The following is a 24,637-nucleotide window of genomic DNA, read 5'->3' on the forward strand; positions in this document are numbered from 1 at the left end:
TGTTCCGTTTTGTTAGAGTGAGTGGTTGTCGGACTGCTGCATCACATCGGTAATGCGCTTCAGTAATTCATTACGGTACATGGCAAAAGCCGGAAGCTGTCGCGTCTCCAGATTGCTTCGCGGGCGCGGTAAGGCGATAGACAATTCGCTGTGTACGCCACCGGGTGCACGATTCAGAACGATGACGCGGTCAGCAAGAAACACAGCCTCTTCAATATCGTGGGTGATGAAGACCGTTGTCTGCCCAATGGCGGACCAGAGACGTAGTGTCTCCTCGTTCATGTCCCCACGGGTGATGGCATCGAGCGCAGCAAATGGTTCGTCCATTAACAGAACATCCGGCTCCAGCGCCAGCGCGCGAGCCAGTGACACGCGCTGCTGCATGCCCCCGGACATCTGGTGCGGCAACTGATGTGCGGCATGTACCAGGCCCACACGTTGCAGATATGTCATAGCGCGTCGGCGCTGAGAGGCCACGTCCTCGCGCCTTTGCATCCGCAATCCGAACCGGACATTCTCCAGCGCGGTCAGCCAGCCAAAGAGCTGTGGCTGCTGAAAAACATAGCCAAGCCGATGGTTTTCCGGCGTGGTACGCTCACCGCCAATCCGCACGGCTCCCCGCTCTGGTTCTGTGAAACCGGCCAGCAGATTGAGTAACGTGCTCTTACCGCACCCCGAGGGGCCCAGCAACACCACAAACTCTCCCTGGCGGGCATGAAAACTGAAATGGCTGAATACCGACGCGCCGCCGGGATAGCGAAAAGTGATATTGTCTACCGCCAGTGCGTATGGTTGAGAATTGGTCATGCTGAGCGTCACGTATAAGAAATAATGAGATGTGGTTATAATACGTATTAATACAAGTTGATCTAAGATCGCTTCTGACTAAACTAGATCCGAACGGAATACGAGAGACGGAACCTGAATGACACTGGTGCGTGAAAACATCACATCGCTCTACCGGCAGATTGCCGATACCCTGCGGCAGGAAATTGCCGCCGGACATTTTCAACCTGGCGGAAAACTGCCCTCTGAAGCTGCGCTTGAACAGCGCTTTGCGGTCAGCAGGGTGACGGTACGGCTCGCGCTGAAGCATCTGACAGAGCAGGGGATTGTCGAGCGCAAGCAGGGAAAGGGAACCTACATATCGGGCAAGAAGGTTGCACATGGCATCAACGTCATGCGTAGCTTTCATGAGTCGCTAAAGCAGCAGGGGCTGAATGCCACAATGCGTTTGCTGGTCAAAGAGGAGGTGCCAACGCCAGAGTCGCTGCAATCGCTGTTTCAAATGTCCCGGACGCTGACGTTTATTTCACGGCTGCATCTGGTGGATAATGATCCCATTGCGGTGGGTTACAGTCATTTCCCTGCATTTCCTCATGAGCTGAGCTGGGAAGAGACCGAGAAGGAACCGACCTGGGTCCTGTTAGAAAAAGCCACGCAACATCACATCAGTCGCTCCGATATTGCCATCCGGCTGGCCTTCGCGGATAAGGGACTCGTTGACGTGCTGGGAACCGATAAAAACGCGCCGCTATTTTTACTGGAGCGAACATCCTGGTTTGAAAACGGGCAGTGCGCTGAGAACTCTCGCTTTTTCATTCGTCCGGAACGCTACGAGTTTATTTTGAGCAACAGCTGAAGTAGGGGGGCTGATTCTCACCGGTGATTTAATTTGACTGGGTATTCAGAGTATTGGCGATCCGGTCATGAACCTCGCGATCTGGATGATGTTCATCATTCTGTTATCAGTATATGCGGTGAATGTCATTAACCCTTAATCTTCTTCGTAAATCATCGTAGCTACTATTGAATGAGCGCTGACAGGGGGATACATGGATTCAGCATACGCGTTTAAGAATTTGGTTTCAGGAACGTCCCCCCGGAAAGTGAAGGCATGTTTCTTGTCAGGCCCACATGCGAGTCAACAGGGCACTCCCTGATACTTCGTGTTTTGTTATGACACCACCTGATCTCTGTATGTCCTGTTTATCGCTGCGCTTTGCTATAACCTCTTCTATACACAGCGTATTAACATCGTTGCCCTTGCGCGATATTCAGCACAGAGACACCTATGGATATTGATAAAATCACAAAATTGATCGAACTGGTCGAAGCGTCAGGCATCTCCGAACTGGAAATTTCTGAAGGCGAAGAGTCTGTTCGCATCAGCCGCACCGCGCCGAATGTCGGCTACCCAATGATGCAGCAGGCTTATGCTGCGCCGATAGCCCAGCCTTCGGTAGCCGCTGTCGTACCAGCCGTAACCGCTACGGAAGCACCGGCTGCCGCAGCGGAAATCAGTGGCCACATCGTACGTTCCCCAATGGTTGGTACTTTCTACCGCACCCCGAGCCCGGACGTGAAAGCCTTCATCGAAATGGGGCAGAAAGTTAACGCGGGCGACACCCTGTGCATCGTTGAAGCCATGAAAATGATGAACCAGATCGAAGCGGATAAAGCAGGCGTGGTGAAAGCCATTCTGGTGGAAAGTGGTCAACCGGTTGAATTTGACGAGCCGCTGGTCGTCATCGAGTAATGAGGCGCACATGCTGGATAAAATTGTTATCGCTAACCGCGGCGAGATCGCACTGCGTATTCTTCGTGCCTGTCAGGAACTGGGCATCAGGACCGTCGCCGTGCACTCCACCGCGGATCGCGATTTAAAACACGTACTGCTGGCGGACGAAACGGTCTCTATCGGTCCGGCACCGTCCGTGAAAAGCTATCTTAACATCCCGGCGATCATCTCTGCTGCCGAAATCACCGGCGCCGTGGCGATCCACCCGGGCTACGGCTTTCTTTCTGAGAACGCCAACTTTGCCGAACAGGTTGAACGCTCGGGCTTTATCTTTATCGGCCCGAAGGCCGACACTATTCGCCTGATGGGCGACAAAGTGTCCGCGATTACCGCCATGAAGAAAGCCGGCGTGCCGACCGTTCCGGGCTCTGACGGTCCGCTTGGCGATGATATTGACGTGAACCGCGCACATGCCAAACGCATCGGTTACCCGGTGATTATCAAAGCCTCCGGCGGCGGCGGCGGTCGCGGCATGCGCGTCGTGCATAAAGATGCCGACCTGGCGCACTCCATCACCATGACCCGTGCGGAAGCGAAAGCCGCTTTCAACAACGACATGGTGTACATGGAGAAATACCTGGAAAATCCCCGTCACATCGAGATCCAGGTGCTGGCAGACGGCCAGGGTAACGCCATCTATCTGGCCGAGCGCGACTGCTCCATGCAGCGCCGCCACCAGAAAGTGGTGGAAGAAGCACCGGCGCCGGGTATCACCCTGGAATTGCGTCGCTATATCGGCGAGCGTTGCTCGAAAGCCTGTGTGGATATCGGCTATCGCGGGGCGGGTACTTTCGAGTTCCTGTTCGAAAACGGCGAGTTCTACTTTATTGAAATGAACACCCGTATTCAGGTAGAACACCCGGTAACCGAGATGATCACCGGTGTTGACCTGATCAAAGAGCAACTGTGTATTGCAGCCGGTCAGCCACTGTCTATCAAGCAGGATAAAGTGGTGGTCAGGGGCCATGCGGTGGAATGTCGTATCAACGCCGAAGATTCGAACACCTTCCTGCCGAGCCCGGGTAAAATCACGCGCTTCCACGCACCGGGTGGTTTTGGCGTTCGCTGGGAATCGCACATTTACGCCGGCTATACCGTGCCGCCGTATTACGATTCCATGATCGGCAAACTGATCTGCTACGGTGAGAGCCGCGACGTGGCGATTGCGCGCATGAAGAATGCGTTGCAGGAGCTGATTATCGACGGTATCAAAACCAACGTGGAGTTGCAGACCCGCATCATGAACGACGAAAATTTCCAGAACGGTGGCACCAATATCCACTATCTGGAAAAGAAACTTGGCTTGCACGAGAAATAATTCCTTCCCGCAAGCTTCTCCCTCTCCTGCATGGAGAGGGAATTGTTCATTCCCTTCATATTTCCAGTTTTTACTGCTGGACTTATTCGCAATCACGGTGAGTTGAACTGCTTTTAATTTTCCTGGTAATAAATTTCCCGTATGACGTTATAGCAATCTTGTAAAAGCTACACCCCTTCGCCAGGAGTAACCTGAAGTCGGTTAAAACGGTTTCTATTCTGTGACTTACGGAGGTGTGTTTTGTCTGAACTGTCTTATGTGTCCGGTGCGCGTCACTCGGCGTGGTCCATCTATCTGGCGCAAGTGGAACGTGTCCTGCCCTTGTTGGGGGAGCTGAGCCACTGGGCCGATACCCTGCGTCATCCGCGCCGCGCGTTAATCGTCGATATTCCGCTGGAAATGGATGACGGCAGCGTACGCCATTTCGAGGGCTATCGGGTCCAGCACAATTTATCGCGCGGGCCGGGCAAGGGCGGGGTGCGTTTTCATCCTGATGTCACTCTGGAAGAGGTGATGGCGCTCTCCGCCTGGATGACCGTCAAATGCGCGGCGCTGAATTTGCCCTTCGGCGGCGCGAAAGGCGGCGTGCGCGTCGACCCCGTTACGCTGTCACATAAAGAACTGGAGCGCCTGACCCGGCGCTATACCAGCGAAATCGGTATTTTTATCGGGCCACAGCAGGATATTCCGGCACCGGATGTCGGTACCAATGCGCAAATCATGGCGTGGATGATGGATACCTGGTCGATGAACGTTGGCAAGCCCTCCACGGGCGTGGTCACCGGTAAACCGGTCCATCTGGGCGGTTCGCTGGGGCGCGTTAAAGCAACCGGACGCGGCGTGTATGTGACGGGCTGCCAGGCGGCGCAGGCGCTGGGTATCGACGTGGCGCAAAGCCGTGTGGCGGTGCAGGGCTTTGGCAACGTTGGCAGCGTCAGCGCCGGGCTGTTCCATCAGCACGGCGCACGTGTTGTCGCGGTACAGGATCAGTTCTGCACGCTCTATCACCCAGACGGCATTGATATACCGGCGCTGATTGCCTGGCAAAAGGCGCATGGCAAGATCCTCGGTTTTCCTGGCGCTGATACTGTGGCGGATGAAACGTTCTGGACGCGGGATCACGACATACTGATCCCGGCGGCGCTGGAAGGGCAAATTACCGCAGAACGCGCTGCCGCTTTATCCTGCAAGCTGGTGCTGGAAGGGGCTAATGGCCCGACACTGCCGGAAGCCGATGATATTTTGCAGGCGCGGGGCGTGGTGGTCGTACCGGATGTTATCGCCAACGCGGGTGGCGTCACCGTCAGCTACTTCGAATGGGTACAGGATTTTTCCAGCTTTTTCTGGAGTGAAGAGGAGATCGACAAACGGCTGGATACCATTATGCAAAGTGCGCTGGAAACCGTGTGGAATAAAGCGCAGACACTGAATATAACCCTGCGTACCGCCGCTTATGCCGTGGCCTGCGAACGTATCCTGTTGGCGCGTAAAGACAGAGGATTATATCCGTAATATTCGATCGGTTCGCGCCGCCATGGAATGCTCCCGGATGACGGCGCGAACGCTTTATCCGGGCTACTTGCCTGCACGGTTGGAGCCCCGATAAGCGAGGCGCCACCGGGGATATTCATGAATGGCGGTTCAGGATTATGAGGAACGCATGATTTGCCCTTTGCGCTGACGCCTATCGCACCAGATAGTGAAGATCCCGGCGACAGCAACGATAGCGGCCCCAATCAGTGTGGCGTGTCCGGGCAGACTGTCGAGAAACAGATAGCCAATCACCATCGACCACACCAGCGTGGTGTAATCAAACGGTGCCAGCAGCGATGCATCGGCATAGCGCAGGCTGAGTGTCACCAGAATTTGTGCCACACCGCCAAAAAAACCACAGCCAAATAGCAGCGCCCACTGCCAGCCTGTTGGACGTGACCAGCCAAATAGCGCAGACGACAGGCCAATTAGCGTCGTCATTAATGAAAAATAGAAGACGATGGCGCCTGGCGTCTCGATACCATTTAAAAAGCGAATTTGTACACTGGAGGTTGCCGAACAGACTGCCGCCAGCAGCGCGAACACCGCCCCTAAGGCTGCGCCGTCAAGAGTAAGCCCCGATGAGCGCAAAGCGTGGCCCAGCGTCAGGTTTGACGACAGCATAATGACGATGCCGCTAAAGCCAACAACTACCGCCAGCCAGCGGGAAAAACGGACATTTTCTTTCAGCAGGAGTGCCGCCATCAGCACGGTAAAGAGCGGAGCGGCATAGCTGATGGCGGTGGCATCAGCCAGCGAAATATAGACCAGCGCCAGGTAGTTAAAATACATGCCACCGGTCCCGGAAAAACCGCGAATAAAATGGCCGAAAATATTGCGGGTTTTGAGGCTTTTCATGACGTTGCCCTGCAGCTTTAGCCACAGTAGCAGCGGGAATAATGCGACAAATGAACGGAAAAAAATCACTTCTCCGGTGGGGATGGCGCCGTTGAGCCCTTTGACGCAGGCCAGCATTAATGTCGCGCACAGTGCTGACATTATTTTCAGCAACATCCCGAGTTTGGCATTCATTATCTTACCTTTGATTTGACAACGTACAGATGTGGATGAAACCCAACCTTAGAACGTCGGGAAAGTGCGCTGATAAGATAATTTGCCTCTGTCTGAATAACCTTTTCTTATTACCGTAACGGCGCGTTTTCGCATGGTATCCGTCATATAAATTGTGTATCCCGCGACAGGGTTTCCCTCTTATACCGTCGAAAATAAAGCCCGTATATTCCAGGGTATACGGTCTGCCATACCGAATGAAATCTGGTAATACAACGGCGTGTATTCAACGAGTTAGCACTTTGGGGAAAACATCATGACAGCAAAGAAATTATCTGCCGCTCTGGCATTGCCACTTTTACTGACCAGCATTGGGGCCAGTGCTGATCTGCTCTCGGATATTACTGCGCATGGCGATCTGAAATGTGCGGTCTACTCCGACGTACCGCCATTTTCATCGCCGGATGTCAAAACGCGTCAACTGGTGGGCATGGACGTTGATCTTTGCACGGCGCTGGCAGAGAAAATGGGGCTGAAATTAACGCTGGTGCCGACCTCTGTTGAGGCACGCATTGCGGTTATCGCAACGGGCCGTGCCGATGTACTGATTGCTAACCTTGCCTACACCAAAACGCGTGGCAATCAGATCCAGTTCAGCGACCCGTACTATGTCGCCAAAGAGATGCTGCTGGTGAAAAAAGAGAATGCGGATAAAACCCTCGCCGATTTTAAAGGCAAACGTATCAGCGCCACCAAAGGCACCACCTCTGAGCAGTCGATCCATATTAAAGGCGGCAAGGCCGTGACATTCCAGGATGCGGCATCCGCTTTCCTCGCACTGGAACAAAACAAGGTGGTCGGCTTTGTGACCAACACCATGACCGGCATTAAGATGATCTCCCAGGCGAAAAAAGACGGTGCTGAGCTTGCGATGATCAAAGAACCTATGGCACTGGAGCCGATTGGCGTGGGCATGAAACGTGACGAACCCGCGCTGCTCAACGCGGTTAATACCAGCCTGAAAACCATGGACAGCGATGGCACCATCGACAAAATCTGGGACCGCTGGATTGGGCCAAATACCGAGTACAAGATGGTGCGCGAAGAGCGCGTACAGCCACTGTCGAACCTGAAATTTGAACCGCTGGAATAAGTTATGGCCTGGTTAGAGCAACACGCGTCTGTTTCTTTAGCGGCGGAGATCACGCTCTCGACTATGGGGAGTCGTGCCTGGCTGGTGGAAGCGCCGGGGGAATTTAGCCTGGCCGCGCAACGGCGAATCTGGTCCCTGGCGCAAAGGCTCTCTCAATGTGATGACGTCGAAACGCTGATTCCCGGCGTCACCAATTTACTGGTGTTGCTCAGACAGACGCCGGAAGAGGAGGACGCATTCCCGCATCGGCTACGTGAATACTGGCGAGAAGCGCGGGAGGTGCAGCCGCAGGGGCAATTGATTGAGATCCCGGTGCACTATGGCGGCGAGCTGGCAAGCGATCTTGCATCGGTGTGCCGCCACACCGGTTTTACGGAAAAAGAGGTGATCCGCCGCCACTATCAGGGGGAATACACCGTGGTGGCGTTGGGCAGCGCGCCGGGGTTTGGTTATTTGCATGGTCTGGATCCTTTGCTGGCGACGCCGCGTAAAAAGGTGCCCTCGCTCAATATGCTCAAAGGGACAGTGACCATTGGTGGTGCGCAAACGGGCGTGTCGGTATTGACCGGGCCGAATGGCTGGAACGCGATTGGTTTTGCCGAACTGGAGGTGTTTGATCCGCATGCGGCTAACCCCGCGTTGATGGCCCCTGGTGACAGCATCCGTTTTTTACCCGAAAGGATAGAACTGTGATCGAAATCGAACGCACGGGCTCGCTAAACACCGTGCAGGATTTGGGGCGTTTTGGTTTCCGCCACCTTGGCGTGTCAGTCAGCGGCGTCATGGACCCGCTGGCCTTGCGGGCGGGTAACGCGCTGTTGGGCAACGATGACAACGCTGCCGTCATTGAAGTGCAGATGTTTCCATTTCGTGTGCGCTTTCATGAAGCAGTAACCATTGCGTTGACAGGGGCTGACTGCCGGGCGCGTCTGGATGATACCGATCTGCCACCCTGGTGGGGCTGCCAGGTTAAAAAAGGCCAGGTACTGGAGATGCGTTATCCTCGTTCCGGTAGCCGGGGGTATCTCTGTGTGGCCGGCGGCATCAATGTGCCCGAGGTGTTAGGTTCGCGCAGCACCGCGCTGCGAGGCGGCTTTGGCGGCGTTGAGGGGCGTCCGCTGGAGGCAGGAGATCGACTACCCCCTGGCCCGGCAACGTACAAGCCGTTGCCTGAAGGCGGTGTGGGTATTGAGCCGCCGGAACTGGCGCTACGTGATGTTTTTGCCGCCCCGGTGAAGGGAATTGTGCCGGTGCGGGCGATTCCATCCGGCGAGTATGCGTTATTCGCGGCGGATCATCTGCGTTTCTGGCAGCAACCCTGGCAGATTTCCCGCCAAAGCAACCGCACCGGTTATCGCCTTGCCGGTGAACCGATTTTCCCCTCCCGTACGGTTGAGATGCGTTCTTATGGGCTGATTCCGGGCATTGTGCAGGTGCCGCCAGCAGGGGAGCCGATCATACAGTTAAGCGATGCGAATACCGCAGGCGGTTATCCCAAAATTGCCTGCGTGATTGAAGAAGATCTTTGGCGGCTCGGCCAGCTACAGGCCGGACAGTCGATTCAGTTAATCCAGAGTGATGCGAAGCAGGCTATCGTGGCGCGGCAGGCGACTGAACGCTGGCTGGCACGGTTGCGCGATTTTTCGCGTTCGCTTATCAGCGTGAATGGGAAATAGACAATGATGAAAATAGATGTGAACTCCGATATGGGAGAGGGCTTTGGTGTTTATCAACTCTGTGACGATGAAGCCCTGATGCAGGTCGTCTCTTCGGCCAATATCGCCTGCGGTTTTCATGCGGGGGATCCGGCCATCATGACGCAAATGGTACGCCTGGCGAAGCTTCGGGGTGTTGGAATTGGCGCGCATCCGGGGCTGCCGGACAGGTCAGGATTTGGACGTAAAGAGATGGCCTTTAGCCCGGATGAGATTTGCCAGCAGGTGGTGTACCAGATTGGCGCGCTGCAGGCGATTGCGAAGCATGAAGGGGCGACGGTGTCGCATGTGAGTTTCCATGCGGCAATGGGCAATATGATTAACCGCGATGAAGCACTGGCGCGTCAGGTGATGCAGGCGATTTATCGCCTCGACCCGAGCCTGATCGTTTTTTCCCAGCCAGACACCCTTATTGAGCAGGCGGCGAAAAGTGTCGGTTTACCGGGGTTAACGCTGTTTCTGGCTGACCGGGCCTATGATGCCGCCGGGCGTCTGGTGCCGCGCGGCAAGCCAGGTGCGGTAATCAAAGAAGAAGGTGTCGTGCGAGGGCGGGTTCGCCAGTTTTTGCAGGAAGGGACGGTGACCACCATTGAAGGGTATCCTCTTGCCGTACGCGCCCGCTCGATTCTGGTACACAGCGACACGCCGGGTTCATTAGCGCTGGCGAAGATTGTACGCAGCGAGATTGAAGCCTGTGGCGGCATCGTGGCTCCGGCGGCGGAAGTGTTACAGCAGTAGCGTTGATTGCGGTGTGTTTTAAGCCTGACAGGCGTCAACGCCGTCGGGCTTTTTTTTATGGCGAGGAATGTGAATATCGGGATCGGGGGGTGAGTATCAGGCCAGGTGTTACAGCGAAAATCCCGGCTAAGCGAAGCGCCAGCCGGGGTTAATGCTTATTGGCATCCCTCGCAAAACGCGGCGAGACGCTCGCAGCCGGTTTGCAGCCGCTCCATGCTGGTGGCGTAAGAGAGGCGAATATACGGACTCATACCGTATGCCGCCCCCTGAACGGTCACCACGTGTTGCTCTTCAATCAGCGCCATCACAAAATCCGCGTCGTTGTTAATTTGCCGTCCGCCCGCGCTGGCTTTCCCTATAAATGCCGCGATATTGACGAACAGATAGAACGCGCCCTGCGGCTTGTGGCACACCAGTCCGGGGATTGCCGCCAGTTTCTCCAGCACGAAATCGCGCCGCTCGCGATAGATAGCCGCACGCTCTTTCAACAGATCCTGTGGGCCATCCAGCACCGCAATTGCCGCTGCCTGTGCCAGCGTGGCGATCCCCCCGGCGTTCTGCGTGTTCACATTGCTCATCGCTTTAATCAGCGGAGCCGGTCCTCCGCAGAACCCGAGACGCCAGCCGGTCATCGAGTAAGCCTTCGACACGCCATTCACCGTCAGCACCCGGTCATATAGACGGGGTTCAACCTGCGCGATGGTCAGGAAGACGCAGCCGTCATAAATCAGGTGTTCATAAATATCGTCAGTCAGGATCCAGACATGCGGATTATCCAGCATCACATCGGCAATCCCCTGCAGCTCTTCGCGGCTGGCGACGGACCCGGTGGGGTTGCTCGGGTAGTTCAGCAGCAGCCATTTAGTTTTTCCCGTGATGGCCGCGGCGATATCGCCAGGTAGCGGTTTAAAGCCGTTTTCTTCGTAGCACGGCACCGGAACGGGCGTCGCGCCCGCAAATTTCACGATATCAGCATAGCTGATCCATGATGGCGACGGGATCACCACTTCGTCGCCAGGGTTTAACGTGGCCAGCATGGCGTTGAAGATCATCTGCCGCGCGCCGCCAGTGGTGATTATCTGGCTGACATCATAATCCAGCCCGTTATCACGCCTGAACTTGCGCTGAATGGCGGCGCGTAACGCGGGCGTTCCGTCCGTTGGCGGATAACGCGTATCGCCAGCCAGCGCAGCGGCGTAGGCGGCTTCAATGGCGTGCGGTGGGGTTGGGAAATCCGGCTCGCCGGTGGAAAGCCCCACCACGTCAATCCCCTGCGCGGCGAGATCGCGCGCTTTTTGCGTCATCGCAACGGACGCTGAAATAGCTATGTTTTTAAGTCGATCGGCAATATCAGGCATATCACAGGTGTTCCAGTTGATTCAGCGGGAACCGCGCTCGCGCGCGGTGGATGAAATCTGAGAATAGGGAACAGGCCTGGCGAGCGGATAATACTGCTTTGTTGTGGGGACATAATGCAAAACAATGACTGAACAACAGGAAAGATACCGCAATGATGCAAGCCCGTGCCCTTTTGCACCGTGGGAGTGCGGGGAACGGATGGCAGAATGCGGGTCGGGGCGATGGCAGCGAGCGTTTGCCGCCATAAAGACATAAGCAGACTGTGTGGATACGCAATCATCAGAACTGGCACAGCCATTGCTTTATTGATGGAAAAGCCATCTCTGGAGAAAAGCTATGAATCTGCGTCGCCTGAAATATTTCATCAAGATTGTCGATGTGGGAAGTTTAACCCAGGCGGCGGATATCCTGCATATTGCTCAGCCCGCGCTTAGCCAGCAGCTCGCGACGCTGGAAGGGGAAGTCAATCAGCAACTGTTGATTCGCACCAAGCGTGGCGTGACGCCAACCACCGCAGGTAAAATCCTGTATACCCATGCGCAGGCGATTTTACGCCAGTGCGCGCAGGCGCAGAGCGCCATTGACCGCTCAGGCATGGAGCTGTGTGGCAATGTCTCTGTGGGGCTCGCCCCCGGAACCGCGGCGCAACAGCTTGCCATTCCGCTGATGCAGGAGGTACAGCGTCAGCATCCTGGCGTCGTGCTTTATTTCAATGAAAACTTCGGCACCACTTTAAGTGAGCTCATCATGAACGGGCGGATGGATATGGCGGTGATTTACGATAACCGCGCGATCCACGGACTGCGTTTTATTCCATTGATGAAAGAGCACCTGTGCTTTGTTTGCCCCAATGCGCTTGATAAGCCCATTAAAGAGATCGCGCTGGCTGATGTGGCGCGTTACGACCTGTTTCTGCCCCGCATTTACAACATCATGCGTAAAGTGGTGGATGACGCCTTCGTCAAAGAGGGCCTGGATTACCGGGTCGCCTGTGAAATTGAATCGCAAACCACCCTCAATGCGGCGCTGGCTGCCGGACTGGGATGCACGGTCATGCCGGAATCGGCCGCCCGCGCGATGTTGAAAGCCTCTGATGCCTGGATGGCAAAAATCATTGAACCGGATGTCCATGCGTCACTGTCGTTCTGTATTTCGGATCATCTGCCGCTGTCTGAACCTGCCGAAGCGGTGAAATCGATCCTGCTGTCACTGGTCTCGAACCGCACACCGGATAACCGCCCCCTGACGCTGGTGAGCTAATAAGTCTCCCTTATTGCCGTAAAGCGAAACCCTCTTACTGGCCAGTCACGTGTGCGGGATAGAGTGAAAGCATTCACTGAAGACAACAGCCAGTACCGGGTCGCTATGGAAAAAACAGTTACTCTTGAGGCGCTGACGCAGCTCACACAAAGCCTGCGCGCCACGTCAATTTCTCACCTTGTGCTAAAGGGCAGGGCGTGGTCCGTGTATATCACCACTACGCCGTCTATTGCTCCCCTTCCTGCGGCGGATGTACTGCCGCGTTTTACGCTAATGTGTTCTCCGGCACCTGGGCGGGTACTACTGCGCCATCCTCTGCTTGCAGAGAATTTCGCCGCTCCGGGTAGTCCGATCAAACAGCATGATTTACTGGCACTGGTCAAAGTGGGTGCACTCTATTTACCCGTACGCAGCCCGGTTGCCGGGCGGCTTGTTTCCTTTCATGTGAGTGAGGGAGATGCCGTGGAGTTTGGTCAGGAAATCGCGAAAATTCAATCAGATGACTCATTTCTCTCAGGATTATAAGTCCCCCTTATTGCCTCAAATCATTTATGTCTTATACCGCTGAGGCATAACTGAATAGAGTCAAAATACACAATAAATACGATGCGGCATCTCAGAAATGCCGTGATGACAGGAGAGGCAATATGCCATTTTCAGATTATAAAGTCGCCCTGGTCACCGGTGCATCCGCCGGTATGGGCGAAGCCATTGTCGAGCGTTTATGCCGGGAAGGGATTACGGTGCACGCCGTGGCGCGCCGTCGGGAACAATTAGCCACACTGGCGGAGCGGACTGGCTGTATTCCCCATGCCGTAGACGTGGCCAACCTCGACGCGCTGACGCGTTTATGCAGCGATCTGCAAGTGGACATTCTGGTTAATAACGCCGGTGTATCGCATCCCGGTTCAATTCTCAATGCCAGTGAAGAGGTGATTGAAACTCAGCTCAACGTCAACCTGCGCGCGGTTTTGCATCTGTGTCGTTTGCTGGTGCCAGGGATGATGGCGCGCGACCGCGGTCACGTTATCAACATCACGTCGATTGCCGCGATTTACAACTTCAACGGCAACTCCGTTTATCACGCCACCAAAGCGGGCGTTCATGCGCTTTCACGCCAGCTACGCGTTGACTGCTACGGCAAGCGCGTGCGAATTACCGAAATCTGTCCGGGACGCGTGGCGACCGATATTTTCGGCAATGTTTCTGGCGATCATGAAGATGCGCGCAAGCGTTTTATCGATGGTTTTGAGCTGCCGGAGGCCAAAGACATTGCCGATTGCGTGGCCTTTGCCGTTAGTGCCCCGATAGCAGTGAACATCGGCAATATTGAAATAACGCCGACGCTGCAGGTACCCGGCGGGCTTTCTACGATGCGTCCAGGCGAAAGCGCAGTCTAAGCAGGTTAACAGGAGGCTCATTATGGCGCTTGATTTTAGTACCATTTTAACAGGCCACTATGGCGAGATGATCGTGAAGGGCGCGACCGTCACGCTGGAACTGGCGTTGGGCGCCTGGCTGCTGGCTATGTTTATCGCACTGCTGCTGCTGGTTATCCGCCTGTCGGAAAACCGCATCGCTGTGCGTCTGGTGGCAGCTTACGTCTCGTATCACCGCAATGTGCCCACGCTGATTCAGTTGATGATGTGGTATTTCGCCATTCCGACGCTGCTGCCGGAATCGGTACAGATGTGGATTAACGATTTCAACGCCGAGTTCCTCTGCTCGATGTTCGCCCTGGGATTATGCCAGGCGGCTTACTTTTCCGAAGATATTCGCAGCGGCCTGCGTGCCATTCCTGACGGGCAAAACGAGGCGGCGCGTGCGCTGGGCATGAACTATATGCGGGCAATGGGCTCGGTGATCCTGCCGCAGGGGATCCGCAATGCCTTGCCTGCACTGATTAACCACACCGTGCTGCTGTTTAAAAACACCAGCCTTGCGATGGTCATCGGGGTGACCGAGTTAACCTATGTGACGCGCGATCTTGAGAATCAGACCTTCCGCACTTTTGAGGCCTATGCCATTGGCACGTTGGGCTATCTGGCGTTTTCGCTGCTACTGATGGGGCTGGGTGCGCTGTTAGGCCGTCATTTTCAACGCGTGTACGCGAGGTAAACACCATGTTTGACGTTTTTACCATTTTGCAGGACCACGGCATGCTGTTCCTGATGGGGCAGTATCCGAACGGGCCGCTCGGGGGCGTTCTTTGCACGCTGTTAATTTCACTGCTGGCGGTCGTGCTCTCTTTCCCGCTGGGCGTGCTGGTTGGGCTGGCGAGGTTGTCTCCGTGGCGCGGGCTGCGCTGGGCGGCGGCCTGCTGGGTCTACACCCTGCGCGGTATCCCGCTGATGATGGTAGTGTTCTGGACCTACTTCTGCGTGCCCTTGCTGATTGGGCAGAATATCAGCGGTTTTTCCACCATGCTCTGCACGCTGGTTATCTACGAAAGCGCTTACATCGCCGAGATTGTCCGCGGCGGCATTCAGGCGTTACCGCAGGGGCAATATGAAGCATCACGCGCGCTGGGGATGAGTTATCTGAAAACCCTGCGACTGGTGATCTTACCGCAGGCATTGTTCAACGCATTGCCAAGCCTGGTGAGCCAGCTGGTGTCGATCATCAAGGACAGTACCCTGGGCTATGTGATTAACGTGCCGGAACTGACCTATGCGGCAAACCAGGTCAGCAACCAGCTCCTGACCAAGCCGTTTCAGGTCTTCGCCATCGTGGCCCTGAGCTACTACATCATCTGTTTCAGCCTGACATGGCTGGCAAACAGGCTAGAAAGCTGGATTGCCAACAAACGGCTCAATGCGCGGCCGCAGCAGGGAGAAGAGCAGAACGATCCTCTTTTCTTTGCCAACCGCAAACTTAATAAGGAAACATCATGATCCCGATGATTTTGTTTAATCAGGTCAATAAATGGTATGGCGATTACCACGCCCTGACTGACCTCAGTGCCGAAGTCAAAGCGGGGGAGGTGGTGGTGGTTTGCGGCCCCTCAGGCTCCGGGAAATCAACGCTGATTCGCACGGTGAACCGCCTGGAGCCTATCGAGCAGGGGCAGATTCTGTTTGATGGTATAGATATCCACGGCAGCAGCATGCGTCTGAACCAGTTGCGCACCCGTATCGGTTTCGTCTTTCAGAACTTCAATCTGTTTCCCCACGTGTCGGTGATGGAAAACATCATGATGTCGCCAGTAAAAGTGCTGGGCACCAAACGTTCTGAGGCGCGTAAACACGCCGGGGAACTGCTGGAGCGAGTGGGATTGTCGCATAAAGCTAATGCCTATCCGGCCCAGCTCTCTGGCGGGCAACAGCAGCGCGTCGCTATCGCCCGTGCGCTGGCGATGAAGCCGCCGGTGATGCTGTTCGATGAACCGACGTCGGCGCTGGATCCTGAAATGGTGGGGGAGGTCTTAAGCGTCATGCGCTCGCTGGCCCAGGAGGGGATGACGATGATGTGCGTGACCCATGAAATGCATTTTGCCCGCGATGTGGCCGATACCATCTGGTTTATGGATCAGGGGAAAATTCTGGAGAAAACAACGCCGAAGCAATTCTTTAGCGCACCGCAGCATCCGCGAGCACGGCGTTTCCTTAGCGATTTACTGAATTGAAGGCATTGCGGAGTCCTGGCAGGCGGGCTGCCGCCTGCTGGAAAAACATGTGTAACGGGGTGGCAAAGCGGGATTCGCGGCAAAGGCAGTTATGTTGCTGATCATGGTGAGCCAGCGTCGGCTTCATTCGAATATGATTCTGTGTCTGTTTGAGCTGGAGATTTGCCCATGCTGATCGGCTATCTCCTCGTCAAACCAGATAGGCATTCGTCCTGTCGAGAATGCCCATAAACCGATACGGTGATGCAAGCAAGCATAGAGGTGATCTCATTGAATTGGTTGCACAATCAGTAGAGCACAAAACGCTATGCTTGTTTTTTTCACCCGCCCATGAATGGGGATTCCTCAGTAATGGGCGGGGCTTTTTACTTAATCTTTCAACGAAATCCCTTTCATTGTTTCCCAGATTCTATGCTTATCCTGCTCGTGTAAATTCTTCTGCTGCACGGCGTGCATAAATGCCTCCTGGCCCTGTTCCGTCAGAGGTTGCCCGGACTTTAATCGTGCCGCCACACTTTGCAGAATACGATGGCTAAGTTGGCCGATTTGCGTCCGGACATCCTGAAGCGGGCGAGGCTGCCAGTCAGTTTCCGGCGCGGCCAACCAGTCGGCGCGATAGCGGTACTGAATCGCCTTGGCGGCGTCCATCTGCGCCTGAATAAATGGCCTTACGCTCTCGCCTTTTAATCCCAGCGAATCAGCATCAGCAGTGGCGCTCTCCAGAACCTTCTTCTCTTGCTGTAGATCTTCAATCGCCTGGTGATGTTGCGCTTTATATCCGGCAACGTCTTTCATCAAGGACAAACGTTCATTGATCAAATTGCCAATCGAAGGGGTTGAAGCAGAAATTGCCGTTGCAGAGAAACTTGCGGCAGCGAGAAGCAACACGGCTGTATAGAGCTTGTACGGCATCATAAATCTCCGACGTCGATAAACAGGAAGTCTGTAAAGGCGTTCCCGGTCAGTTGAAGAAACATTTCGCAGAAAGCGTAGCTAGCGCATTTTACAGTCTTGTGATGATAAAAAAACCGTAAACCCGATCCGGGCTTACGGTTCTCTTTTACAGCGGGGTTAAAAATTTAGCGCCAGCATCGCCTTCAGACGGTAGTCCCCGATGATCCGTTCCGGCCTTTTATATTTGTCAGGTTTGCTACTGCAACAATTCGGCAAATTTCGCCAGCCATTGCGGATGAGCGGGCCAGGCGGGGGCGGTCACCAGATTGCCATCCACATGCGCCTGATCGATATCGATGTCGGCAAAATGTCCGCCGCTGAGCCGCACTTCCGGCGCGCAGGCCGGATAGGCGCTGCAGGTGCGGCCTTTTAATACCCCCGCAGCTGCCAACAGCTGAGGGCCGTGGCAAACGGCAGCAATAGGTTTACGCGCTGCGTCAAATGCCTGCACCAGTTTAAGCACTTGCGCATTCAGGCGCAGATATTCTGGCGCCCGGCCGCCGGGGATTAACAGCGCGTCGTAATCCTGTTCTTTCACCGTTGTAAAATCGGCGTTGAGAACAAAGCGGTGCCCGGGTTTCTCGCTGTAGGTCTGGGCGCCGTCAAAATCATGGATCGCGGTCATAATGAAGTCGCCTTTTGTTTTATCTGGACAGACCGCATCAACCTGATGACCGATCATTTGTAATGCCTGAAACGGCACCATAGTTTCGTAATCTTCGGCGTAATCGCCCACCAGCATCAGAATCTTTTTGCCCATCTTATTCACTCCTGTATGAAGAAAGGTGTCTAAGATATAGCCTGGCGGGAGAGGGAATGCGAACCTGTGGATGAGGGACGGCTGGCGGGGCATGCCGATCTGGCGGCGATGCGGCAAATGAATCCGCAGCTGCAATCCATTGAGTCCTGGCTGGCGGGAACAGGACGCGTCGCTTTCGAACGGGCGCTGGCAATCTCTGCCGGCCGGGCCTTTAAGCGGTAAACCCGCTTTACCCGGCGCCAGGCAGGAATTAATGAGCGAGAGGTATTATTGTAAGCTCTGTTTTAATATATCTGCTGAATGAAATGCCGCTATTTCTTTTACGCTCAGCGCGACTCTATACGTTGTCCGGTTTAACCATCGATACCGGATATTTGGCAAGTATTATTTGTAAGTTTTATATTAATCCTGTCAGCCATTAATTATAGCCATATTAAAATCCACTACTGGACTTTTTTATGGCCGGTAAAGGATAAAAAATAATTTATTTCTTACGCCCCTGTTCGCGCGCGTTTCAGTATCCGGAACGACCAGTATTTGCGTTACATATTGATTTGCATCAATCAACGTTGCCTATTCAGATATGAATTTAATTCACATTCCTCTGTCAGGTATACATCCTGCCTTTATTGTAAGAAAAGAGTTGTTATTACATACCAGCTTTGTTTGTCTCATGCGTTTCATTTTTACATTTGCCTTAAGATGCCTGAGGAAAGTCTTATAATGGACTTTGCAACCGGCAGGTTGATATTTTTTGGCGCTTTGCTCTACTATATCCGGGTCTTCACACACCGTTATCTTTAACACATTATTCCTCACGGGAAGGGACTGCTATGGCTGATACGTTCCAGAATGAGGTGCCCAAGGCACGCATTAATTTAAAGCTGGCTCTGCACACAGGAGGCGCGCAGAAGAAAGTCGAGCTGCCGCTGAAACTCCTCACCATCGGTGATTTCAGTAATGGCAAAGAAGACCGGCCATTATCGGAAAGAGCAAAAATAAACGTCAATAAAAATAACTTCAACAGCGTACTTTCGGAATTCAGCCCGGAAATCAGCCTCACGGTACAGAACACGCTGGCCGGCGATAGCGCCGAAGAAAATATTCAGCTCCGCTTCGCCGATATGAAAGATTTCGAACCGGAGCAGGTGGCCCGCCAGATCCCCCAGCTCCGCGCCATGCTGGCGATGCGGAATTTATTACGCGACCTCAAATCCAACCTCCTTGATAACGCCACTTTCAGAAAAGAGCTTGAGAAAATCCTGAAAGACCCGGCGCTGACGCAGGAATTACGCGACGAAATGAGCGCGCTGGCCCCGAAATAAACGGCGTGCGTTATTTAATGGATTAACCGGGAATATGCTGATGTCTGTAAATACTGAAACCGCCCCCGCGCAGGGGCAGACCGCTGTACTGGAAAAAGAGAGCGTTTACGCCTCCCTGTTTGACAAAATCAACCTGACCCCGGCTTCCCGCCTGGGCGATATTAACGACTTTCTGGATGATGCCGCGCTGTCCGACGCCCCGGCGGGCGAACGACTGACGGCGGCGATGCAGGTGTTTATGGACTGCATCCGTCAGTCCGGAAAGACCGTGGAGAAGCTCGACAAGACCCTGATTGACCACCATATCGCTGAACTGGACTATCAAATCAGCCGCCAGCTGGACGCGGTGATGCACCATCCTGAGTTCCAGAAGGTGGAATCCCTGTGGCGCGGCCTGAAGCAGCTGGTGGACAGCACCGACTACCGCCAGAACGTCAAAACCGAAATTCTGGACGTCTCCAAAGACGACCTGCGCCAGGACTTCGAAGACGCGCCGGAGCTGATTCAGAGCGGCCTCTACTGGCACACCTACACCGCCGAGTACGACACCCCGGGCGGCGAGCCGATTGGCTCGGTGATCTCCGCGTATGAGTTCGACGCCAGCCCGCAGGACGTGGCGCTGCTGCGCAACATCTCCGGCGTCTCCGCCGCGGCCCATATGCCGTTTATCGGCGCCGTCGGCCCGGCCTTCTTTCTGAAAGAGTCCATGGAAGAGGTTGCCGCCATCAAGGATATCGGCAACTACTTCGACCGCGCCGAGTACATCAAATGGAAATCCTTTCGCGACACCGACGACGCGCGCTATATCGGCCTGGTGATGCCGCGCGTGCTGGGCCGCCTGCCGTATGGACCGGACACCGTGCCGGTGCGCAGCTTCAACTACGTCGAGCAGGTGAAAGGCCCGGACCATGAGAAATACCTGTGGACCAGCGCCTCGTTCTCCTTCGCGTCCAACATGGTGAAAAGCTTTATTAATAACGGCTGGTGCGTGCAGATCCGTGGCCCGCAGGCGGGCGGTGCGGTGAAAGATCTGCCGATCCACCTCTACGATCTGGGCACCGGCAACCAGGTGAAGATCCCGTCGGAGGTGATGATCCCGGAAACCCGCGAGTTTGAGTTCGCCAGCCTCGGCTTTATCCCGCTGTCGTACTACAAAAACCGCGACTACGCCTGCTTCTTCTCGGCCAACTCCGCCCAGAAGCCGGCGCTGTACGACACCGCCGACGCCACCGCCAACAGCCGCATCAACGCCCGTCTGCCGTATATCTTCCTGCTGTCGCGTATTGCGCACTACCTGAAGCTCGTTCAGCGTGAAAACATCGGCACCACCAAGGATCGCCGCCTGCTGGAGCTGGAGCTCAACACCTGGGTGCGCGGTCTGGTGACGGAGATGACCGACCCGGGCGACGAGCTGCAGGCCTCACACCCGCTGCGCGACGCGAAGGTGGTGGTGGAAGATATCGAGGACAATCCGGGCTTCTTCCGGGTGAAGCTGTACGCGGTGCCGCACTTCCAGGTGGAAGGGATGGACGTGAACCTGTCTCTGGTCAGCCAGATGCCGAAAGCGAAAGCGTAAGGCGGGGGCAGGGATGAAAACAGTACGACCGCTGTGGGGGCGGGGCCAGATGGTTTCCCCTCAACATTTTCAGCAGGAGGCCGCGCAAGCGGCCTGGCACACCGAGTGTGTCGCCCGACTGGGAGCAATACATCCCTGGGGGGTTGCGCGGACGGCTTTTGACGCCGCGCTGTTGAAACAGGGGAAGCTGAAGGCCGACCACCTGTGCGTGCGTTTCGCTGACGGAACGCTCACTGATAGCGATAACGCCGATGCGTTGCCGCCCGTGATGACCTTACCGGAAACAGAAAGCCACGAACTGACGGTGGTTTTGGCGCTGCCCCATGAGTATGAAAACGGCGGCAACTGTCTGCAACCGGAGCAGAAAGCGGAGCGTCCTGTGCGCTGGCGTCTGGCCTGGCGGGAGGTGCGTAACCGCTATGGGGATGACAGCCGCCAGATTGCGGTAATGCAGCCGGAGCTGACGCTGCGTACAGACGATAACGACAACGGCAATTACCAGACCGTCGCCGTGGCCCGTCTTAAGCGCGACAGCCAGGGAGACTGGTCGCAGGACGCGTCGTTTATCCCGCCGCTGCTGAACGTGCAGGCCAGCCGCTGGCTAACGGAGCAGACCGAATATCTGACGGGTCAGCTACGCGCGCGCCTGCAGCGCCTGATGTCTATGCGCCGGGAGAGCAACGAACGGATGGCCGACTTCGCGGTGGCGGACGTGTCGCTGTTCTGGCTGCTGAATGCGCTCAACAGCGCTGAGCCGGTGCTCAGCCATTTTGTGCGCTATCCGCAGGTACACCCGGAGCGGCTTTATCAGGCGCTGGCCGGTCTTGCAGGCAGCCTGCTGACGTTTTCTCTTGATCACACCACCGCCGATATTCCGGCCTATCGTCATGAGCAGCTAACGGCGGTCTTCCCGCCGTTGTTTGACCTGCTGGGTGTGCTGCTGGAAGCCAGCCTGCCGTCGCGGGTCGTGGCGATTGACATGGTCCGCGATGAACGGCGCAAGCGCTGGCACGCCCGTCTCCACGATCCGAGACTGCGTGAAGAGGCGGATTTTTATCTCTCGGTACGCTCGCCGCTGCCGGTAGCGCAACTGCTGGAGCAGTTTCCGCTTCAGTGCAAAGCGGGTAGCCCGGATGAAGTCGACAGGGTGGTCAACGGTTCGCAGCCCGGCATTCCTTTGCGCGCGATGAGCCACGTCCCTGCGGCTATCCCGCTGCGCCTGGAAAACCAGTATTTCACCCTTGATATGGCCCATCCGGCGGCGCGGGCGATGCTGCTGGAAGGCAGTTGTGTCTTTTACGTCCCCGGTCTGCTGGGCGATCCGGAACTTGAACTGTTTGCGGTGCTGCGCTCATGAAACAGGACATAAATATCGACGCCCTGATGGCGGACGCGTGGCTGACGGTGACGGAACTGCGGTTCGGCGCAAGACTGGCCGACGGGGAGGGCGACCGCCTGTGGCGACATTGTGTAGATCATATTGAACAGGTGATGGCGAAGCTCGAGGCTGCGGACGTCAGCGAGGCGAGCCGTCGGCATATTCTCTACGCCTGGTGTGCGCTGCTGGATGAGACCGCCAAAGGACGCGAAGGCGAGGATGATGCCTGCATCGTCTGGTATGACCGTCCGCTGCAGGCGAAATACTTTGGTGCTCTGGACGCCGGAGACGCGTTGTATGAACGGATGCGTCAGGTTCTGCGCGAGCCCGCGCCGGATATGGCGGTGCTGACCTGTTTCCACCGGGTGCTGATGCTCGGCTTTAAAGGGTGTTATGCCCTGAATGAGCCGGCTCGTGACCAGCTTGTTCGGGTACTGACCGAGCGCGTGCCGCCGTTTGAAACGGACCAGAGCCGTCCCGTACTGGCGGGTATCTCCGGGCGCAGCGGCCTGGCGGACGGGTTACGTCGCTGGCCGGTTTGCATCGGGCTGTCGCTGGTAGCGATCGCCGCGCTGTGGTGGGGTCTGAACCACTGGCTTGATTCCCTGATTGCAACCCTGCTGCCGGGGGCCGGGAAATGAACGTGCGCTATTTGCGCCTGTTATGGCTCTGGGGCGGGATCCTGGCGCTGCTGCTCTGCCTGCTGTTTCTGCCGCTGGCCTCCGGCGGGCGGATTCTGGCCGCTGCGCTGATACTGGCCGCCGTTATCGCCGGGCTGATTTTCGCCGGGCGCAGGCGGGAAGATCCGCTGGTAGATAACGCCTGGCTGGATGAGATACCGGACGCGCCGTATCGCCTGCCGGTGGTGCTGGTCTGCGGTGATATCGCCGGGTGGCCGGAGAGCGGGCCAGTTTACCGCACGGCACGGGGCTGCTGGTTAAACGTCCCGACGGCTGAACTGCAGCAGACGGTACGTATTCTTCTGTGGAAACGCCCGGACCTCGTATCGCAGCTGGCGGTGATGGTCAGCGTCTGTCCGCAGCTGCATCGTGATGAGGCGGCGCTGGCGGCCGGGCTTTATGAGCTGCGCTGGCAGCTGAGCCAGGTGCGGAGCGATTGCCGCCGGGCGGTGCCTTTACTGTTGAACAGTAAGGTGGCGGGGGCGTCTGTTCCACAACCGCTGTGGCAGACAGCGCAGGCCGGGGAGGCCATGCAGGTATGGCTGGCGGACGATGTGCCGTGCAGCACCGGGACATGGCTGGCGCAAAAGGACGGGACGGACCGCCTGGCTGCGCAGGTGAGGATGAATACGCTGGTTCGCCTGACTGAACAAACAATGATGGCCGCGCTGACGGCGGCGTCGGACGATATGCCTCCGGCGGACCCGGCGATGGTGGTATATCACATGACGCCTTCGGGGGCGCCGGTTCTGGCTGATAGCCTGTGGCAGCGCTGGTTGTCTCAACATACTGCCCTGAATTCGCTGCCCGGCTGGCAGCCCGAACCCTCATCAGCGGATGTCACGCTGCCGAATTTTATTCTGCCGCTGTTGCCACTGGGCGCTGGCGTGACGCCGCTCAGCAGAACTTTACGGCGGGCATTCTGCCTGTTCACCCTTGCCGCCATCATCGCACTGTGCGCCAGCGCGTGGAACAACCGCCAGCTGCTGCAGCGGGTGGGGTTCGATATTCAGCATTACGCGCAGATTGCGATGGATGACTACGCCCCGAAAGCCCGCGCCGTGCAGATCCTGCGCGGGGATGCGCTGCAGCTGGATCGGTGGGCGCGCCACGGTGAACCGCTGGAAATGGGGCTCGGCCTGTATCACGGGGAGCATTTGCGCATGCCGGTGCTGGACGCCATTCGTTCCTATGTCCCGGCGCCTCCGCCACTGAAGCCTGCCGAGAAAACCGCGCCGAAAATCATCCGCCTCGACAGCATGTCGCTGTTCGACACCGGCAGGTGGGCGCTGAAGCCCGGCTCGACAAAGCTGCTGGTGAACTCACTGGTGGGCATCAAAGCGAAGCCCGGCTGGCTGATTGTGGTGGCGGGCCATACCGACAGCACCGGCGACGATAAATCCAACCAGATACTTTCGCTTAAGCGTGCCGAATCGGTGCGCGACTGGATGCGCGACACCGGCGACGTGCCGGAGAGCTGTTTTGCGGTGCAGGGCTACGGCGAGAGCCGACCCGTTGCCCCCAACGACACGGCCGAAGGCCGGGCGCTTAACCGCCGTGTCGAAATCAGTCTGGTGCCGCAGGCGAATGCCTGCCAGCCACCGGGCATGACCCCCGCGCCATCGCAGGATGATGGCGCTTTTTAAAATGATACACACAGTCATTCGGGCT

Annotated in this window: 24 protein-coding genes and 1 pseudogene; 20 read left to right on the forward strand and 5 right to left on the reverse strand. The window is 56.2% G+C overall.

Annotated features, from left to right (window positions below; translation table 11 throughout):
- Nucleotides 1–12: 12 nt before the first annotated feature.
- Nucleotides 13–807, reverse strand: a complete 795-nt coding sequence (locus BJF97_RS12970; protein ID WP_050595113.1) for an ABC transporter ATP-binding protein — start codon at nt 805–807, stop codon at nt 13–15.
- A 118-nt stretch (nt 808–925) separates the two neighbouring features.
- On the opposite strand from BJF97_RS12970, the gene BJF97_RS12975 reads away from it, so the two are divergent.
- The 4 genes from BJF97_RS12975 to BJF97_RS12990 all read left to right on the forward strand — a co-directional run bounded on the left by BJF97_RS12975 (nt 926) and on the right by BJF97_RS12990 (nt 5,411).
- Nucleotides 926–1,642, forward strand: a complete 717-nt coding sequence (locus BJF97_RS12975) for a GntR family transcriptional regulator (RefSeq protein WP_014838238.1) — start codon at nt 926–928, stop codon at nt 1,640–1,642.
- A 432-nt stretch (nt 1,643–2,074) separates the two neighbouring features.
- Nucleotides 2,075–2,539: an acetyl-CoA carboxylase biotin carboxyl carrier protein gene (gene accB / locus BJF97_RS12980; protein ID WP_032692724.1), complete on the forward strand. Its 465-nt coding sequence runs from the start codon at nt 2,075–2,077 to the stop codon at nt 2,537–2,539.
- A gap of 10 nt (nt 2,540–2,549) precedes the next feature.
- Nucleotides 2,550–3,899 carry an acetyl-CoA carboxylase biotin carboxylase subunit gene (gene accC / locus BJF97_RS12985; protein ID WP_032692723.1) on the forward strand — a complete coding sequence of 450 codons (1,350 nt, stop codon included), beginning with the start codon at nt 2,550–2,552 and terminating at the stop codon, nt 3,897–3,899.
- A 240-nt stretch (nt 3,900–4,139) separates the two neighbouring features.
- Nucleotides 4,140–5,411, forward strand: a complete 1,272-nt coding sequence (locus tag BJF97_RS12990; protein ID WP_032692722.1) for a Glu/Leu/Phe/Val family dehydrogenase — start codon at nt 4,140–4,142, stop codon at nt 5,409–5,411.
- 135 nt (nt 5,412–5,546) lie between these two features.
- Here BJF97_RS12990 and BJF97_RS12995 read toward each other — a convergent pair whose 3' ends face one another.
- Complete coding sequence (locus tag BJF97_RS12995; RefSeq protein WP_014838242.1) at nt 5,547–6,464, reverse strand: DMT family transporter; 918 nt, start codon at nt 6,462–6,464, stop codon at nt 5,547–5,549.
- 295 nt (nt 6,465–6,759) lie between these two features.
- Between BJF97_RS12995 and BJF97_RS13000 the strand changes: the two genes are divergently transcribed.
- From BJF97_RS13000 to BJF97_RS13015, 4 genes are read left to right on the forward strand one after another with little or no spacing between them, the layout of a single operon-like run.
- Complete coding sequence (locus BJF97_RS13000; protein ID WP_032692721.1) at nt 6,760–7,596, forward strand: ABC transporter substrate-binding protein; 837 nt, start codon at nt 6,760–6,762, stop codon at nt 7,594–7,596.
- Nucleotides 7,597–7,599: 3 nt separating this feature from the next.
- Entirely contained in the window at nt 7,600–8,289 is a 690-nt protein-coding gene (pxpB, locus tag BJF97_RS13005; protein WP_014838244.1) for a 5-oxoprolinase subunit PxpB, read from the forward strand.
- The gene (locus BJF97_RS13010) at nt 8,286–9,272 is read left to right on the forward strand and encodes a biotin-dependent carboxyltransferase family protein (protein WP_032692719.1); all 987 of its coding nucleotides are present in this window, start codon (nt 8,286–8,288) and stop codon (nt 9,270–9,272) included. The genes pxpB and BJF97_RS13010 overlap by 4 nt, the downstream gene beginning before the upstream one ends.
- Before the next feature lie 6 nt (nt 9,273–9,278).
- On the forward strand, nt 9,279–10,049 hold the full coding sequence (locus BJF97_RS13015) for a 5-oxoprolinase subunit PxpA (RefSeq protein WP_032692769.1): 771 nt from the start codon (nt 9,279–9,281) through the stop codon (nt 10,047–10,049).
- Nucleotides 10,050–10,204: 155 nt separating this feature from the next.
- Here the strand turns inward: BJF97_RS13015 and BJF97_RS13020 are convergent, their stop codons facing one another.
- The gene (locus BJF97_RS13020; protein ID WP_014838247.1) at nt 10,205–11,407 is read right to left on the reverse strand and encodes a pyridoxal phosphate-dependent aminotransferase; all 1,203 of its coding nucleotides are present in this window, start codon (nt 11,405–11,407) and stop codon (nt 10,205–10,207) included.
- 337 nt (nt 11,408–11,744) lie between these two features.
- On the opposite strand from BJF97_RS13020, the gene nac reads away from it, so the two are divergent.
- From nac to BJF97_RS13050, 6 genes are all read left to right on the forward strand, one after another.
- A complete protein-coding gene (nac, locus tag BJF97_RS13025; protein WP_014838248.1) occupies nt 11,745–12,668 on the forward strand; it encodes a nitrogen assimilation transcriptional regulator NAC in 924 nt (307 codons plus the stop codon).
- Nucleotides 12,669–12,731: 63 nt separating this feature from the next.
- Nucleotides 12,732–13,193, forward strand: coding sequence for an acetyl-CoA carboxylase biotin carboxyl carrier protein (locus tag BJF97_RS13030; RefSeq protein WP_224255744.1), 462 nt, complete (start codon nt 12,732–12,734; stop codon nt 13,191–13,193).
- Nucleotides 13,194–13,315: 122 nt separating this feature from the next.
- Nucleotides 13,316–14,068 (forward strand): SDR family oxidoreductase, encoded by a 753-nt coding sequence (locus BJF97_RS13035; protein ID WP_032692715.1) that lies wholly within the window; start codon nt 13,316–13,318, stop codon nt 14,066–14,068.
- 22 nt (nt 14,069–14,090) lie between these two features.
- A complete protein-coding gene (locus tag BJF97_RS13040; protein WP_070082923.1) occupies nt 14,091–14,786 on the forward strand; it encodes an amino acid ABC transporter permease in 696 nt (231 codons plus the stop codon).
- A gap of 5 nt (nt 14,787–14,791) precedes the next feature.
- Nucleotides 14,792–15,562: an amino acid ABC transporter permease gene (locus BJF97_RS13045; protein WP_032692713.1), complete on the forward strand. Its 771-nt coding sequence runs from the start codon at nt 14,792–14,794 to the stop codon at nt 15,560–15,562.
- A complete protein-coding gene (locus BJF97_RS13050) occupies nt 15,559–16,293 on the forward strand; it encodes an amino acid ABC transporter ATP-binding protein (RefSeq protein WP_032692711.1) in 735 nt (244 codons plus the stop codon). Before BJF97_RS13045 ends, BJF97_RS13050 begins: the two co-directional genes overlap by 4 nt.
- A 369-nt stretch (nt 16,294–16,662) precedes the next feature.
- Here the strand turns inward: BJF97_RS13050 and BJF97_RS13055 are convergent, their stop codons facing one another.
- A complete protein-coding gene (locus tag BJF97_RS13055; RefSeq protein ID WP_170873306.1) occupies nt 16,663–17,208 on the reverse strand; it encodes a chorismate mutase in 546 nt (181 codons plus the stop codon).
- Nucleotides 17,209–17,443: 235 nt separating this feature from the next.
- Entirely contained in the window at nt 17,444–18,007 is a 564-nt protein-coding gene (locus tag BJF97_RS13060; RefSeq protein WP_070082924.1) for a DJ-1/PfpI family protein, read from the reverse strand.
- A 66-nt stretch (nt 18,008–18,073) separates the two neighbouring features.
- Between BJF97_RS13060 and BJF97_RS13065 the strand changes: the two are divergent.
- From BJF97_RS13065 to BJF97_RS13090, 6 genes and pseudogenes are all read left to right on the forward strand, one after another.
- Nucleotides 18,074–18,229: pseudogene (locus tag BJF97_RS13065) on the forward strand (NmrA/HSCARG family protein); the annotation flags it as partial.
- Nucleotides 18,230–18,840: 611 nt separating this feature from the next.
- The gene (gene tssB / locus BJF97_RS13070; RefSeq protein ID WP_014229069.1) at nt 18,841–19,332 is read left to right on the forward strand and encodes a type VI secretion system contractile sheath small subunit; all 492 of its coding nucleotides are present in this window, start codon (nt 18,841–18,843) and stop codon (nt 19,330–19,332) included.
- Between the two features lie 40 nt (nt 19,333–19,372).
- Nucleotides 19,373–20,908, forward strand: coding sequence for a type VI secretion system contractile sheath large subunit (tssC, locus tag BJF97_RS13075; RefSeq protein ID WP_025108179.1), 1,536 nt, complete (start codon nt 19,373–19,375; stop codon nt 20,906–20,908).
- A gap of 13 nt (nt 20,909–20,921) precedes the next feature.
- Nucleotides 20,922–22,265 (forward strand): type VI secretion system baseplate subunit TssK, encoded by a 1,344-nt coding sequence (gene tssK, locus BJF97_RS13080; protein ID WP_032694500.1) that lies wholly within the window; start codon nt 20,922–20,924, stop codon nt 22,263–22,265.
- Entirely contained in the window at nt 22,262–22,927 is a 666-nt protein-coding gene (tssL, locus tag BJF97_RS13085) for a type VI secretion system protein TssL, short form (protein ID WP_014229072.1), read from the forward strand. The genes tssK and tssL overlap by 4 nt, the downstream gene beginning before the upstream one ends.
- Nucleotides 22,924–24,612, forward strand: coding sequence for an OmpA family protein (locus tag BJF97_RS13090; RefSeq protein WP_032694501.1), 1,689 nt, complete (start codon nt 22,924–22,926; stop codon nt 24,610–24,612). The genes tssL and BJF97_RS13090 overlap by 4 nt, the downstream gene beginning before the upstream one ends.
- Nucleotides 24,613–24,637 lie beyond the last annotated feature (25 nt).

Source organism: Klebsiella sp. LTGPAF-6F (assembly GCF_001753185.1).
Lineage (GTDB): Bacteria > Pseudomonadota > Gammaproteobacteria > Enterobacterales > Enterobacteriaceae > Klebsiella > Klebsiella michiganensis.